At 72.0% G+C, this 14,798-nt stretch carries 13 protein-coding genes, 1 tRNA gene and 1 pseudogene; 10 read left to right on the plus strand and 5 right to left on the minus strand.

What is annotated here, in order from left to right; all coding sequences use genetic code 11:
• Positions 1-544: 544 nt before the first annotated feature.
• The 3 genes and pseudogenes from ACYVE9_RS05320 (at position 545) to ACYVE9_RS05330 (ending at position 2,893) form a co-directional block, all read left to right on the plus strand.
• Positions 545-1,924 carry a helix-turn-helix domain-containing protein gene (locus ACYVE9_RS05320; RefSeq protein WP_461026537.1) on the plus strand — a complete coding sequence of 460 codons (1,380 nt, stop codon included), beginning with the start codon at positions 545-547 and terminating at the stop codon, positions 1,922-1,924.
• 19 nt (positions 1,925-1,943) lie between these two features.
• Positions 1,944-2,540, plus strand: a pseudogene (gene orn / locus ACYVE9_RS05325) (oligoribonuclease); the annotation flags it as partial.
• A gap of 280 nt (positions 2,541-2,820) precedes the next feature.
• Positions 2,821-2,893, plus strand: a tRNA-His gene (locus tag ACYVE9_RS05330).
• An 84-nt stretch (positions 2,894-2,977) separates the two neighbouring features.
• On the opposite strand, the gene ACYVE9_RS05335 is transcribed toward ACYVE9_RS05330, so the two are convergent.
• Genes ACYVE9_RS05335 through ACYVE9_RS05345 form a run of 3 tightly spaced genes read right to left on the minus strand, consistent with a single transcriptional unit; the run spans position 2,978 to position 4,550 of the window.
• On the minus strand, positions 2,978-3,472 hold the full coding sequence (locus tag ACYVE9_RS05335) for a hypothetical protein (protein WP_461026538.1): 495 nt from the start codon (positions 3,470-3,472) through the stop codon (positions 2,978-2,980).
• Positions 3,473-3,474: 2 nt separating this feature from the next.
• Positions 3,475-3,795, minus strand: a complete 321-nt coding sequence (locus ACYVE9_RS05340; protein WP_461026539.1) for a hypothetical protein — start codon at positions 3,793-3,795, stop codon at positions 3,475-3,477.
• Positions 3,796-3,854: 59 nt separating this feature from the next.
• Positions 3,855-4,550, minus strand: a complete 696-nt coding sequence (locus tag ACYVE9_RS05345; RefSeq protein ID WP_461026540.1) for a DJ-1/PfpI family protein — start codon at positions 4,548-4,550, stop codon at positions 3,855-3,857.
• 207 nt (positions 4,551-4,757) lie between these two features.
• Here ACYVE9_RS05345 and ACYVE9_RS05350 point away from each other — a divergent pair, with 207 nt between their 5' ends.
• Entirely contained in the window at positions 4,758-5,693 is a 936-nt protein-coding gene (locus tag ACYVE9_RS05350) for a GlxA family transcriptional regulator (protein ID WP_461026541.1), read from the plus strand.
• Positions 5,694-5,726: 33 nt separating this feature from the next.
• Here the strand turns inward: ACYVE9_RS05350 and ACYVE9_RS05355 are convergent, their stop codons facing one another.
• Positions 5,727-6,272, minus strand: coding sequence for a flavoprotein (locus ACYVE9_RS05355; RefSeq protein WP_461026542.1), 546 nt, complete (start codon positions 6,270-6,272; stop codon positions 5,727-5,729).
• Between the two features lie 240 nt (positions 6,273-6,512).
• Between ACYVE9_RS05355 and ACYVE9_RS05360 the strand changes: the two genes are divergently transcribed.
• From ACYVE9_RS05360 to ACYVE9_RS05375, 4 genes are all read left to right on the plus strand, one after another.
• Positions 6,513-6,869 (plus strand): YciI family protein, encoded by a 357-nt coding sequence (locus ACYVE9_RS05360; RefSeq protein WP_461026543.1) that lies wholly within the window; start codon positions 6,513-6,515, stop codon positions 6,867-6,869.
• Positions 6,870-6,927: 58 nt separating this feature from the next.
• Complete coding sequence (locus ACYVE9_RS05365; RefSeq protein WP_461026544.1) at positions 6,928-8,169, plus strand: RNA polymerase sigma factor; 1,242 nt, start codon at positions 6,928-6,930, stop codon at positions 8,167-8,169.
• Positions 8,170-8,391: 222 nt separating this feature from the next.
• On the plus strand, positions 8,392-9,549 hold the full coding sequence (locus tag ACYVE9_RS05370) for an acyl-CoA dehydrogenase family protein (protein WP_461026545.1): 1,158 nt from the start codon (positions 8,392-8,394) through the stop codon (positions 9,547-9,549).
• Between the two features lie 10 nt (positions 9,550-9,559).
• Positions 9,560-10,447, plus strand: coding sequence for an acyl-CoA thioesterase (locus tag ACYVE9_RS05375; RefSeq protein WP_461026546.1), 888 nt, complete (start codon positions 9,560-9,562; stop codon positions 10,445-10,447).
• An 81-nt stretch (positions 10,448-10,528) separates the two neighbouring features.
• Here ACYVE9_RS05375 and ACYVE9_RS05380 read toward each other — a convergent pair whose 3' ends face one another.
• A complete protein-coding gene (locus ACYVE9_RS05380) occupies positions 10,529-11,338 on the minus strand; it encodes a phosphatase (protein ID WP_461026547.1) in 810 nt (269 codons plus the stop codon).
• 106 nt (positions 11,339-11,444) lie between these two features.
• Here ACYVE9_RS05380 and speB point away from each other — a divergent pair, with 106 nt between their 5' ends.
• Together speB and gdhA are read left to right on the plus strand one after the other, a co-directional pair.
• A complete protein-coding gene (gene speB, locus ACYVE9_RS05385) occupies positions 11,445-12,425 on the plus strand; it encodes an agmatinase (RefSeq protein ID WP_461026548.1) in 981 nt (326 codons plus the stop codon).
• Positions 12,426-13,379: 954 nt separating this feature from the next.
• Positions 13,380-14,720 carry an NADP-specific glutamate dehydrogenase gene (gene gdhA / locus ACYVE9_RS05390; RefSeq protein ID WP_461026549.1) on the plus strand — a complete coding sequence of 447 codons (1,341 nt, stop codon included), beginning with the start codon at positions 13,380-13,382 and terminating at the stop codon, positions 14,718-14,720.
• Positions 14,721-14,798 lie beyond the last annotated feature (78 nt).

The raw sequence follows: 14,798 nt of genomic DNA on the forward strand, positions 1-14,798 counted from the left end.
TCAGCACCCCGCGGACCGGGGCGGCATGCCCGCCGCGGCCGGATCACCGTCCGTCGCCCGTCCGTCCCGCGCCCGTCCCGCGCCCGTTCGAGCTCCTCCCGCACCGTCGTCCCGGGCCGGGAGTGCGCCGGGGGACGCGTGAGTCCGGGACGGGGTCAAGACCCCGCCGCGCGCAGGGCGTACGCTCGTGGCGGTCGACTGGCACGCCCGAACCGGCGTTCTTTTCGGCCAACTTGCTCCCGTGGTGCGCCGAGTGCCCCGTCGGCTCCCTTCATCGCCCCGACCAGGGTTGAAAGGAGCGCAACGGGTGTATGCACCCCACGGACACCGGTCCACACGGTCAGGCGCACTTCCCAGGGGCGCCTGCGAGTGGAACGCTTCGTGATCGAATGCTTTACGCCAAGTTGTCTTGTCGACTTAGCGCCGAGTGATGAAGTTGTCCCGTCAGCCCCATCTGACGCAGTAGATTCGATCTTGGCAAAACCACGGCGGGGGAAACCGTGCAGGACCGAGAGGAAGCGACCACTGAGGGGGGCTTAGAGACATGAGCCAGGACCCACCGCACGGCCCCGCGCCAATCCGGAAGCTGGCCGCCCGGCGGCGCCGCGAGATTGTCGCGGTACTGCTCTTCGGCGGAGGCCCGATATTCGAGAGTTCAATTCCGCTCTCCGTCTTCGGTGTCGATCGGCAGGATGCGGGTGTACCCCGCTATCGCCTTCTGGTGTGCGCGGGTGAAGACGGGCCGTTGCGTACCACCGGCGGCCTTGAGCTGACGGCGCCGTACGGCCTCGATGCCATCTCCCGGGCGGGCACGGTCGTCGTGCCCGCCTGGCGTTCGATCACCCAGCCGCCACCGCCCGGCGCGCTCGACGCCCTGCGTCGCGCGCACCAGGAGGGGGCCCGGGTGATGGGGCTGTGCACCGGTGCGTTCGTACTGGCCGCAGCCGGACTGCTGGACGGCCGTCCGGCGACCACACACTGGATGTACGCGCCGACGCTCGCCAAGCGTTACCCGGCCGTGCACGTCGATCCGCGGGAACTCTTCGTGGACGACGGCGACATCCTCACTTCGGCCGGCACCGCCGCCGGCATCGACCTCTGCCTGCACGTCGTGCGGGCCGACCACGGGGTCGAGGCCGCGGGGGCGCTGGCCCGCAGGCTCGTCGTACCACCACGCCGGGGCAACGGCGCGGAGGTGGGGCAGCTGCACCGGCTGGACCGTTCTTTACCGGAGGAGATCGGGACCGACCCGCTGGCGGAGGTCGTCGCGTGGGCGTTGGAGCATCTGCACGAGCAGTTCGACGTGGAGACGCTCGCCGCCCGCGCGTACATGAGCCGCCGCACGTTCGACCGGCGGTTCCGGTCCCTGACGGGCAGCGCGCCACTGCAGTGGCTGATCACGCAACGCGTGCTGCAGGCCCAGCGGCTGCTGGAGACGACGGACTACTCCGTCGACGAGGTGGCCGCCCGCTGCGGCTTCCGGTCGCCGGTCGCCCTGCGCGGCCACTTCCGGCGGCAGCTCGGCGCGTCCCCGGCCGCCTACCGGGCGGCCTACCGGGCGCGCCGCCCCTCAGCGGGGGGCAGCGAGATGGCGGAAGGCATGGAGGGCGGACCATCGGCTGACCACCGGTTGCCGCACTCCCGGTCCGAGCCGAGGGTCGAGTCCCGAGCGGACGCCCGGGCCCCGGCCCGAGCCGACGCCAGAGCGGACACCAGGGCCGCGGCCCGGCTGGACGGCCGGGAACCGAGACCGGCGGACACACGAGGGGAGGTGCGGCTGGAGACCCGTCCGAGCAGCCGCTCGGAAGCGGCGGAGTTCCTCGGCCGCAGTCTGGTGACCGCGCCGGCGGTCGACGCCGGCGGCGGGCAACCGGATCTCTACACGGCACGGCTACCCCATCAGCGGGGCCGCACACAGCCGTGAGCGACGTAGGGTGACTCGCATGAACGATCGCATGGTGTGGATCGACTGCGAGATGACCGGCCTCTCGTTGTCCGACGACGCGCTCATCGAGGTGGCCGCGCTGGTCACGGACTCGGAGCTGAACGTGCTCGGCGAGGGGGTGGACATCGTCGTCCGCCCGCCCGCCGAAGCGCTGGCGCAGATGCCCGAGGTGGTGCGCGAGATGCACACCGCCTCGGGCCTGCTCGACGAACTCGACGGCGGCACGACACTCGCCGACGCCGAGCAGCGGGTGCTCGCCTACCTGCGCGAACACGTCGCCGAGCCCGGCCGGGCGCCGCTGTGCGGCAACTCCGTCTCCACCGACCGGGGCTTCCTGCACCGGGACATGCCCACGCTGGAGTCCTCTCTCCACTACCGGATCGTGGACGTGTCCTCGGTGAAGGAACTGGCCCGGCGCTGGTACCCGCGGGCGTACTTCAACAGCCCGGAGAAGAGCGGCAACCACCGCGCGCTGGCCGACATCCGGGAGTCCATCGCCGAGATGCGCTACTACCGGGAGGCGGTCTTCGTGCCGCAGCCCGGCCCGGACTCCGAGACGGCCAGGGCCATCGCCGCCAAGCACGTGCTGCCGGCAGCACCGACCGCCCCCGGCTCACCGCCCCGAACCCCGAGCGCCCAGACCCCGAGCGCCCAGCCTCCGACAGCGCAGACCCCGACCGCCTGAAGCGGTTCGCGGGCCCGGTGTGGGGCCTGGGAGCGACCCGGGGCGGCGTCGCCGCCGGACCCCGTGACGGCCCTGGAGGACCGCGTTCCGCGACCGTCGGGCACCCGCACGAAACGTGTGCGCGAGCACCCTCGTAAAACCTGTACACTCGTATCCGGCCGGTGCGGAGAACACTCCGACGCCGGTCATGGTGGGTGTAGCTCAGTTGGTAGAGCACCTGGTTGTGGTCCAGGTGGCCGCGGGTTCAAGTCCCGTCACTCACCCTTGATGGACGAAGGCCCGAACCGCGAAAGCGGCTCGGGCCTTCGTCGTGCTCGGGCCTTCGTCGTGCTCGGCGTCGGCCTGCGTCACGCCCCGGTGGTGGAGCCGGGACGGACGATCATGAGGACGGTGACGGTCGCCCACAGCAGGTTGAAGACGCCGGTGTGCATGGCCAGACGCCCGGCGACCCGGCCGGCGGAGCCCGAGGGCACGGCGGGGGTGGCGGAGCCCGGGGGAGCGTCCTGGAGGGTTTCGAGTCCACGCTCCTGCGCGGGCAGGATCAGGACGATCAGCACGGCGGCGGCAGCGGCGGTCAGGAGAACGGAGGCGATCAGCCATCCGCTGCCCAGTACGCCGAGGCTGCCGGCGGTGACGAAGCCGAGGACGGGCACGGCGATGCCGACGGCCGCGTACACCCGGCAGATGCGGTGCAGCGTCCGCATCGTGATGAGCGCGTCCCGGTCCTCCGGGTTCTGCCGGGCGCGGCGCAGGGCCGGCGGGAACATGCTGGCGGCGACGCTGATCGGGCCGATGGCCACGATGGCTGCCAGCACGTGCAGGGAGAGAAAGAACTTCGTCATGGTCAGTACCCGCCGCCCGCCGGGAGGGTGCGGCGGGTGCCGGTGACGTGCGAGGCGGGGAGCCGGCCGGCCCTGGAGGTGCCCGTCAGGGTGTCGTCGTCGATCGTCACGGTGAAGGCCAGGTCGAGTCGCAGGGGCTTGGTGACGGTCTGTCTCCAGGCGAGCCGGTCGCCGTCGAGGACGACGTCACTGAGCGGTACCTCCTCGCCCGTCCCGTGGGCGGACCCGACGAGGGCACCGTCCCTGCGTCGGAACTCGGCCACGGCCTTGATCCTGCCGATGGGCGTGGCGATGGACAGGTCCCAGGTGCCTTCGACGGGCATGTCTGTTCTTCCTCACAGGGCGTTCGCGGTGGTGCGGGATCGGTGGGTCGGACGGGCGATCAGAGGACGGCGGGTACGGGGCCCCGGTCGCGCCAGACGGTGCCGCGGCGTTCGTGGGCGAACAGTTCCTCGACGGCGTGGGCGATCCGGGGACCCAGCTCGCGTTCCAGCAGGTACAGGCCCAGATCGAGTCCGGAGGTGACGCCGGCGCCGGTGACGAGGTCCCCGTCGTCGACGACCCGGGCCCGCACCGCGTGGACTCCGGTGGCGTCGAGCATGTCCAGGCCCAGGTGGTGGGTGGTGGCGTGACGGCCCTCCAGCAGACCGGCCATGGCCAGGACGAGCGAGCCGCCGCACACGGCCCCGACCGTCACCTCCGGGTTGTCCATCGCCGCTCTCAGCAGCGCGGGCAGCGGGGTGGTCAGGGTGCGGCCCAGCAGGACGGGGATGAGCGCGTCCTGCTGCCGCTCTCCGGAGTCCGCGTCGGCGTCCTGGTCGGGCACCTCGCCGGGTTCTCCCACCCGGCCCGAGGCGCCTGGAACCAGGACGAGCCCCGCGCGTGCGGGGTCCAGGGCTGCTGTCGCGCGCAGCGCCAACCCCCCGGTGCCGCTGACCACTTCGCGCGGTCCCTCGGCGGAGACCAGCTCCACCGTCACTGCCCCGCCGGAGGCGGTGCCACCGGCGTACAGCACCTCGTAGGGGGCGACGACGTCGAGTGGATCGAATCCGTCGAACAGGATGATCTGGACGTGCATGGAGGGCCCTTCGTCGTTGCGGGATTCCGGCGTGCGCCGCGGACCCCCCGAACGTAACCGGCTCCCTCACCGCCCCCCAGTGGCGTGAGTGACAGCTGTCAACGGATTAGTGCCAACCGCGACGACAGCGCCGCTGAGCTGCGGTGAAGCGTGGTTCTGTGAGCACACGACAGGCTCAGGACTCCGGCGGGGCGGTATCTTCTGGCCATGCACACCGTCGCTGTTCTCGCTCTGGACCGGGTGGTCCCGTTCGACCTCTCCACCCCCATCGAGGTCTTCACCCGCACCCGGCTTCCGGACGGTCGCCCCGGCTACCAGATCCGCGTGTGCGCCGAACAACCGGAGATCAACGCCGGTTCCTTCACCCTGCGCGCCCCCTGGGGCCTCGACGGGCTCGGGGGAACGGACACGATCATCGTGCCCGGTACCGCCACGGCAGCCCCGCCCTCCCCGGCCGTCCGCGCCGCGCTGCGGGCAGCCGCCGCGGACGGCACCCGCATCGCGTCCATCTGCGCGGGCACCTTCCCCCTGGCCGCCACGGGCCTCCTGGACGGACTGCGCGCCACCACGCACTGGGCTGCCGCCGACGCCCTGGCCGCCGCCCACCCGGACGTCACCGTCGACCCGGACGTCCTCTACGTCGACAACGGACAGATCCTCACCTCGGCCGGCGCCGCCGCGGGCCTGGACCTGTGCCTGCACATGGTCCGCCGCGACTACGGTTCAGCCGTCGCCGCCGACGTCGCCCGCCTGTCCGTCATGCCCCTCGAACGCGAAGGCGGGCAGGCGCAGTTCATCGTCCACGAGTATCCGCCCGCCCCCCAGGGCGCCACGCTCGAACCCCTGCTGACCTGGCTCCAGGGCAATCTCGGCCGCGACCTCACGCTTGCCGACATCGCCGCCCGTGCCGGGACCAGCACCCGGACGCTGATCCGCCGCTTCCGCGAGCAGACCGGCACCACGCCACTCCAGTGGCTCCACCGCGCCCGCGTCCGCCAGGCCCAGCACCTGCTGGAGACCACGGAACACCCGGTCGAGCGCATCGCCGCCCAGGTCGGCTTCGGCTCGCCCACCGCCTTCCGGGACCGCTTCAAGCGCACCACCGGCGTCAGCCCCCACACCTACCGCCGAACCTTCAGCTGAGCCCCCGGTGCACGGTCGTGCCGGCGCCGGTGCTCACCGGTCGAGCATCTCCTGGGCGGCCTTGAGCGCCAGATGCCACGGGTAGCCCTCGGCGTCCCCCTCGCCCGGGTGGAACGGCACGAACCCGTCGGGCCCGCCGTACAGCACGCGTACGCCGGCGCCGCGCAGCACCTCCAAGGAGCGGGCGAACTGCGGGTGGGTGGCGTAGGCGGAGTTGACGCACGGCATGACCGCAAGCGGACGACGCAGGCCGATGGACTCGGCCGCGTGCCCGGCGGCCCAGTGCGGGGTCAGGCCGAGCGCCATCAGGTTGACCGTGTTCAGGGTCGCCGGCGCGATCACGGTCACCGCCGGCAGCGGCCGGTCATCGACCTGGCCCAGCCTGCGCTGGGTGTGGCGGACGGGATGACCGGTCAGCTCGGCCAGCTCCGGCAGCCGGTCGCCCAGCCAGTCGGCGGCGGTGGGCGTCAAACCCAGGCACACCTCCCAGCCGTCGGCCTGAGCCGCCCGGACGGCGCGGTCGAGGTACTGGACGGGCGGGGCGGCGCACCCCACCAGGTGGAGAACCGGCTTCGTCATGCCAGGCAGTTCGCCACCCGCACCGCTTCCCAAACCTCGCGCCCCGATGACCGTCGGCTCCGTAGGGCCCGCCCGGAACGGGTGCGGCGGGCGTTCGCGGACGCGTTGGTGGAGCCCCGGGAGGCGGGTGCGGAAACTACTTCGAAATAATCCGCCGGGGCTGTCGATTCGGGGCCGTCCCGTTCGACGTAGGGGTGAGAGGCGGGGAACGGTCCCGCCGCTGTGCACCGAGGAGTCATCATGCCGCGCTTTCTGACGCTGATCCGTATCGACGAGCAGAACGTTCCCGCCGAGGGCCCCAGCCCGGAGATGGGGCAGCGGATGGGGGAGTTGCTGGAGGAGATCACCAAGGCCGGGGTCATGCTCGACACGGCCGGGCTCGCGCCCACGTCCGAGGGCAGCCGGGTCACCTGGTCCGGTGGCCGGCTCTCGGTGACCGACGGGCCGTTCACCGAGACCAAGGAGGTCATCGGCGGCTACTCGATCGTGCAGGCGAAGGACAAGGCCGAAGCCGTCGAGTGGACCAAGCGCTTCCTCCGGACGCACGAGGACCACTGGACCGTCACCGCCGAGGTCCGGGAAATCGCCGAGGGCTGACCGGGCCCCGGCCGGTCGCGCTTGCCCGACCGTGACCGGACTGCTCTGATGGGTGGCCGTGACGGTAGCGAGCGCGGTGGAAGCGGTTTTTCGGATCGAGTCGGCACGCATCATCGCCGGGGTCACCCGGATCGTGCGGGACGTCGGTATCGCCGAGGAACTCGCGCAGGACGCTCTGGTCGCCGCGCTGGAGCAGTGGCCGGAGTCAGGCGTCCCGGAGAAGCCGGGCGCCTGGCTCATGGCCGCGGCCAAGCACCGGGCCATCGACCTGGTCCGCCGCAAGGAGACCTACGCCCGGAAACTGGCCGAGGTCGGGCGGACGCTGGAGGACGTGCCGGCGGTGGGCCCGGAGGACGCGGTCGCCGACGACATCGACGACGACCTGCTGCGGCTGATCTTCACCGCCTGCCACCCGGTGCTCTCCACCGAAGCCCGGGTCGCCCTCACCCTGCGGCTGCTCGGCGGGCTCACCACCGAGGAGATCGCCCGCGCCTTCCTGGCGGCGGAGCCGACCGTCGCCCAGCGCATCGTCCGTGCCAAGCGCACGCTGGCCAAGGCCGGCGTGCCCTTCGAGGTGCCCTGCGGAGCGGAGCGGGCGGCGCGTCTGAGCTCCGTGCTGGAGGTCGTCTACCTCGTCTTCAACGAGGGCTACTCGGCGACCGCCGGGGACGACTGGCAACGTCCCGCCCTGTGCGAGGACGCGTTGCGGCTCGCCCGGGTGCTGGCGGGTCTGATGCCGGACGAGAGTGAGGTCCACGGACTGGTCGCGCTGCTGGAGATCCAGGCGTCCCGGGTCGCGAGCCGGATCGGGCCCGACGGGGAACCGGTGCTGCTCGCCGACCAGAACAGGACCCGCTGGAACCGCATGCTGATCCGGCGCGGCTTCGCCGCCCTGGGACGGGCGAACGCGGTGGCCGAGCACCTGGGGCCGTACGCCCTCCAGGCGGCGATCGCCGCCTGCCACGCCCGCGCGGTCCGGTACGAGGAGACGGATTGGTCGACGATCGCCGTCCTCTACGGTCGGCTCGCGGCGGTCGCGCCGTCACCGGTGGTGGAGCTGAACCGGGCGGTGGCCGTCTCCATGGTGGACGGGCCGGGGGCGGGGCTCGCGCTGGTGGACGTGCTCCACGGCGAACCGGCGCTGAAGGACTACCACCTGCTGCCCAGCGTGCGCGGTGATCTGCTCGGCCGGCTGGGGCGCCGAGCGGAGGCCAGGGCGGAGTTCGAGCGGGCGGCGGGCCTGACCCGCAACGAGCGGGAGCGGCAGCTGCTGCGGGCCCGGGCGGCGTCCTTCGGCTGACGGCCTTCCGCGTCACCGCCTTGCCGTACCACCCCGCGTCACCGCCTCGCCCCAGCGCCGCCACGTCCTCCGTCCCACGGCGGTCCGGCCGTCGCGGTGTCCCGGCCGTCGCGGTGTCCCGGTCGTGGGGAGGCCGGCGGGGCGCGCCTATGGACAGCGGCCCTGACCGCTGGGTAGCTTCGACTGAGCAAGCGCTTAGACATCCTGCCTGGGAGGCGAACCATGCGGCGCACGGTGTTCAACGAGGACCACGAGGCGTTCCGTCAGACCATCCGTGACTTCATCGCCTCCGAGGTGGTGCCGTACTACCACGAGTGGGAGGAGCAGGGTTATGTGCCCCGCGACCTCTACAAGAAGCTCGGTGAGCTGGGCGTCTTCGGTATCGAGGTGCCCGAGGCCTACGGCGGCGCCGGGGAGACGAGCTTCAAGTTCAGCGCCGTCATCAGCGAGGAGTGCGCGCGGGCCGGGGTCAGCTTCGGCGGTTCCGGCGTGCACACCGCGCTCTGCCTGCCCTACCTCCTCAAGTACGCCGACGAGGAGCAGAAGCAGCGCTGGCTGCCGCCCTTCGTCACCGGCGAGATGATGACGGCCATCGCGATGACCGAGCCCGGCACCGGCTCGGACCTGGCGGGCATGAAGACGACGGCCAAGCTGTCCGAGGACGGCACCCACTACGTGCTGAACGGCGCGAAGACCTTCATCACCGGCGGCGTGCAGGCCGACCGGGTGCTGGTCTGCTGCCGGACGTCGCCCGCCGACCCGGAGGACCGCCGCGCCGGCATCTCCATCCTGGTCGTGGACACCACCAGCGAGGGCTACGCCGTCGGACGGACCCTGGACAAGCTGGGCCTGAAGACGTCGGACACCGCCGAACTCTCCTTCACCGACGTGCGGGTGCCGGTCGAGGACCTGCTGGGCGAGGAGGGCATGGGATTCACCTACCTCACCCACAACCTGCCGCAGGAGCGGCTGGGCATCGCGCTCGGCGCGTACGCGCAGGCCGCGGCGGCGGTCGGCTTCGCGCAGGAGTACGTCACGGACCGGACCGTCTTCGGCCGTTCGGTGGCGTCCTTCCAGAACACCAAGTTCGTGCTCGCCGACTGCAAGGCCGACGTGGACGCCATGCAGGCGGTCGTCGACCGGGCCCTGGACGCGCTCGACGCGGGGGAGCTGACCCCGGCGGACGCCGCGTCCACCAAGCTGTTCACCACCGAGACCGCCGCCCGTGTCATCGACAAGTGCCTCCAGCTGCACGGCGGTTACGGCTACATGCGGGAGTACCCGATCGCCCGCCTGTACGCCGACACCCGGGTCACCAGGATCTACGGCGGTACCAGCGAGGTCATGAGGTCGATCATCGCCAAGTCGATGGGGCTGTAAGACTCTCCCCATGTCCCACGCACTGACCTCCCTGCTCGATCTGCTGGACCTCGAACGGATCGAGCGGGACATCTTCCGCGGCGCCAGCCACCCGTCCGTGGTGCCCCGCGTCTTCGGCGGCCAGGTCGCCGCCCAGGCCCTGGTGGCCGCCGGCCGGACCGTTCCCGAGGACCGGCCCGCGCACTCCCTGCACGCCTACTTCCTGCGGGCCGGGGACCCGGGTGCGCCGATCGTCTACACCGTGGACCGGATCAGGGACGGGCGTTCCTTCACGACCCGCCGGGTGGTCGCCGTCCAGCACGGCCACCCGATCTTCCACCTGTCGGCGTCCTTCCAACTGCACGAGGAGGGCCTGGAGCATCAGGAGCCGATGCCGCCCGCTCCGGACCCGGCGACGCTGCCGACGTCCGCCGAGCTGCTGCCCCGCTACGCGCACCTGTTCGTCGATCCCGGCGTCGCGGAACGCCTGGCCCAGGCCCGGGCGGCAGTGGACCTGCGGTACGTGAAGGAACCGCCGTACGCGAACGCGGGCAGGCAGCCGGGCGAGGCCCGCTCCCAGGTGTGGTTCCGGACCACCGGCAAGCTCCAGGGTGAGCAGGACCAGCCGCTGCTGCACACCTGCCTGGCGACGTACGTCTCGGACATGACGCTGCTGGACTCGGTGCTGCTGGCCCACGGGCGCGGCGGCTGGGCGGTCGGTGACGTGGTGGGCGCCAGCCTCGACCACGCGATGTGGTTCCACCGGCCGTTCCGCGCCGACGAGTGGCTGTTCTACGACCAGGAGAGCCCCACCGCCCAGGGCGGGCGGGGGCTCGCCAAGGGCCGCATCTTCACCTCCGACGGCCGCCTCGCGGTGTCGGTCATCCAGGAGGGCGTGGTCCGCGTCCCACACGACTGACGCGCGTTACCGCCCCGCCGACCGTCCCGCCCTGCCGACCATCCCGCCCCGCCGACCGTCCCGCCCCGCCGACCGTCCGTCTCAGGCCGTGAGGCCGGCGGCGGCGAGCAGGTAGGCGGTCATCGGCTCGTAGGAGCGGGGGTTGGCCACGTGGTCGTCCAGGGGGACGGCCACGGAGAGCAGGCCCTCGGCCTCGCCGAGGAAGAGCGCCGGGTCGTTGCAGTCGGCGAAGCCGACCGTGTCGATGCCGTGCTGGGCGGCGCAGCCGGCCCAGCCGTGGTCGGCGAACACCAGGTCGGGCAGCGGTTCGCCGTCGCGTTCCAGAGCCGCGAGGATCTCCCGCATCGGTTCGGGGGAGTGGGTGTGCCACAGGGTGGCGCCGCGCTCGTACATGGCGACGTCGGCCAGTTGCACGACCACGCCGTCGTCCGCGTACAGGCCCATGGGGACCCGCACCACGTCGCACCCGGCGGTCCGCAGTGCGGCGGCCACCGCGCTGTGCACGTCCAGCAGCCCGCCCGGGTGCCCGGTGGCGAAGAGCACCCGCTCGCCGCCGTCCGCGGCCTTGCGCAGCCGTACCGCGGCCCGGTCCAGGCCGTCCACGGTGAGTTCCGGGTTGATGGTGTCCTGGCCGGTGCGATGGCGGGGGTCGTCGACCACACCGACCCGCTCGGCCATCACCGCGAGCACGTCCTGCTCGTCGGTCCAGCGGTCGGCGAGTTCCAGTCCGAGCCAGAAGTACCGGTCGCCGTTGGCGAGCCTGCGGTAGTGGTCGAGGTTGTTCTCCCGGGGCGTGGCGACGTCGCCGGCTATGCGGGAGTGCAGGAGGTGGTCGACGAGCGCGGCACGGGACGGCGCGGCGGGGGCGGTGGGCAGCGGCATGCCGACCATTGTGTCCCGTGCCGGGCGCCGATGGACGCCGTGTCCAAAAGGCGGCACCCGCCCGCTCAGAAACGTCCATGTCAGGGACACCGCGCGGCTGCCTACGCTCGACGTCATGAGCAGCGAGAGCACCCCCACCCCCGAGCGGCAGCCCCGCGGCCCTGTCGACTCCTCCCGCGTCCCCCGGTACGCGGGACCGGCGACCTTCGCCCGGCTGCCGCGACTCGACGAGGTCGGCAGCGCGGACGTCGCCGTGGTCGGCGTCCCCTTCGACTCCGGAGTCTCCTACCGGCCCGGCGCCCGGTTCGGCGGCAACGCCATCCGGGAGGCGTCGCGGCTGCTGCGCCCCTACAACCCGGCGCAGGACGCGTCCCCGTTCGCGTTGGCGCAGGTCGCGGACGCCGGCGACATCGCGGCGAACCCGTTCAACATCGACGAGGCGGTGGACACCGTCCAGGAGGCGGCCGACGCGCTGCTCGACACCGGTGCCCGGCTGATGACGCTCGGCGGCGACCACACCATCGCGCTGCCGCTGCTGCGCTCGGTGGCCCGCAAGCACGGTCCGGTCGCGCTGCTGCACTTCGACGCGCATTTGGACACCTGGGACACGTACTTCGGTGCCGAGTACACCCACGGCACCCCGTTCCGGCGTGCGGTCGAGGAGGGCATCCTCGACACCGAGGCGCTGTCGCACGTCGGTATCCGCGGTCCGCTCTACGGCCGGAAGGACCTCGACGACGACGAGAAGATGGGCTTCGGCATCGTCACCGCGGCCGACGTGATGCGGCGCGGCGTGGACGAGGTGGCGCAGCAGCTGCGTGAGCGGGTCGGTGACCGGCCGCTGTACGTCTCCATCGACATCGACGTGCTGGACCCGGCACACGCCCCCGGTACCGGCACCCCCGAGGCGGGCGGCCTGACCTCCCGCGAGCTGCTGGAGATCCTGCGCGGGCTGTCCGACTGCCACCTGGTCTCCGCCGACCTGGTCGAGGTCGCGCCCGCGTACGACCACGCGGAGATCACCTCGGTCGCCGCCTCGCACACCGCGTACGAGCTGACCACGATCATGGCCCGGCAGATCGCCGCCACCCGCTGACCGGTGGGCCGCACCGGCTGCTCCCGGTCGGTGCGGCCGGCACCGCACCGGCGGTGCGGTGTGTGACGGCTTCCCGGGCACAGCTACCGCATGCAGGGGTGCGGTGTGTGACGGGCGGGCGTACGGGCTGCGTACGGCGGGTTTTCGGACGCCCCCGGGTTGTTCGGGCAGGTGCCCGGGTGAACGGTGTGCAGGGGCGCTGCCAGCGGGGATTCACTGAGCGAGCGCTTGGTTTCGGGGTCGTTTCCGATTGTTTTCAGCCGTGTTCGAGACGGCCAGGATGGCGCCGTTGACATCCCGGGGGCGTTCCGGAAGCCGAGAATCCGTAGATCGTGCCTGGTGAGCGCCTCAACGGGGCGAACATTCCGGACGGGCGACGCTTTACTTCCTGCCACTGCTTTAATACCCAACGTTACTGATTCTGTTCGGTCGATGTGCAAAGCGTGGAGATTCTCGGCAGACTCACCAACGCAATCCCGCGGGACGGGGTGTCGAAAGCTAGGCGGCGGTGCTGGCCCTGTGGGGGGTGCTGGCTCGCCTGTGCCACCAGCCCGACGCCCCTTGTAGGAACGGCCCTGGAGAGAGGCCTGACTCTCCGGGGCCGTTCCCTCTCACTTGCCGGAACGGCCCCCGCCCGGACTTCTCCCGGCCCGGCTGCCGCCCGGGGAGCCTCCGTGTCCCCCGCCAGCCGCCACCCACCGCGGGCGTCGGCGGTTTCCGCGCCACCGCACGAGGGTACGGGCGCCGCGGAGCCTCTCGCCGAACGGCACCAGTGTTTCGGCCTTCCGTGCGGCCCCGGCTCGGACGTGCCGGGGCCCGATGCGGCTCCACCGCTGTCATGTCGGTCACAAAGTGCCCGGCGGCCCCCACCCGGTGCGTCACGCTGGAGACACGTGCTGCACCGCACCCCCGCGGACACCCTGGGCGTTGACGACCAGGGAGAAAGGAGCCGATGTGGCGCCCAGCGTCGAGCCGCTCTACGAGGAGATCCTCCGACGGAACCCCGGCGAGCCCGAATTCCACCAGGCGGTACGGGAGGTGCTGGAGTCCCTCGGCCCGGTGCTCGCCGAGCGTCCCGAGCTGGCCGAGGCCCGCATCGTGGAGCGCGTCTGCGAACCGGAGCGGCAGATCATCTTCCGGGTCCCGTGGCAGGACGACGCGGGGCGGGTGCAGGTGAACCGGGGCTTCCGGGTGGAGTTCAACAGCGCGTTGGGCCCCTACAAGGGCGGACTGCGCTTCCACCCGTCGGTGAACCTGGGCATCGTGAAGTTCCTCGGCTTCGAGCAGATCTTCAAGAACGCGCTGACCGGCCTGGCCATCGGCGGCGCCAAGGGCGGCAGCGACTTCGACCCGCGGGACCGGTCCGACGCCGAGGTCATGCGCTTCTGCCAGTCCTTCATGACCGAGCTGCACCGCCACCTGGGCGAGCACACCGACGTCCCGGCCGGCGACATCGGCGTGGGCGGGCGCGAGATCGGCTACCTGTTCGGCCAGTACCGGCGCATCACCAACCGCTGGGAGGCCGGTGTGATCACCGGCAAGGGGCTGGGCTGGGGCGGTTCCCCGGTCCGCACGGAGGCCACCGGCTACGGCAACGTGCTGTTCACCGCCGAGATGCTGCGGGCCCGCGGTGAGGATCTCCACGGCCAGCAGGTGGTGGTGTCGGGGTCGGGCAACGTCGCCGTCTACACCATCGAGAAGGCCCAGGAGTTCGGTGCCAACGTGCTGACCTGCTCCGACTCGACCGGGTACGTGGTCGACGAGAAGGGCATCGACCTCGATCTGCTCAAGCAGGTCAAGGAGGTGGAGCGGGGACGTGTCGACACCTACGCCCAGCGGCGCGGCAGCTCCGCCCGCTTCGTGGCGGACGGGCAGATCTGGGACGTGCCCGCCGACGTGGCGCTGCCCTCGGCGACGCAGAACGAACTGGACGCGGACGCGGCCCGCACCCTCGTCCGCAACGGCGTGAAGGCCGTCTCGGAGGGGGCGAACATGCCCACCACACCCGAGGCGGTGCGGGTCTTCCAGGAGGCCGGCGTGGCCTTCGGCCCGGGCAAGGCCGCCAACGCCGGGGGAGTGGCCACCAGCGCGCTGGAGATGCGGCAGAACGCGGGCCGCGAACCGCTGCGGTTCGCGCAGGTCGAGGCGGAACTCGCCGGCATCATGAAGGACATCCACACCACCTGCGCGCAGGCCGCCGAGCGCTACGGCTGCCCCGGTGACTACGTCGCGGGGGCCAACATGGCCGGTTTCACTCGGGTGGGCGACGCGATGCTGGCCCAGGGCCTGATCTGAGCCCCGGGCGCCCGGACCGGCCCCGAGGGGCCCGGGCCCCCGACGGCGTCCGCCCCGCCGCCCACCGGTCTTCACCGG

This window comes from Streptomyces sparsus (genome assembly GCF_054776295.1).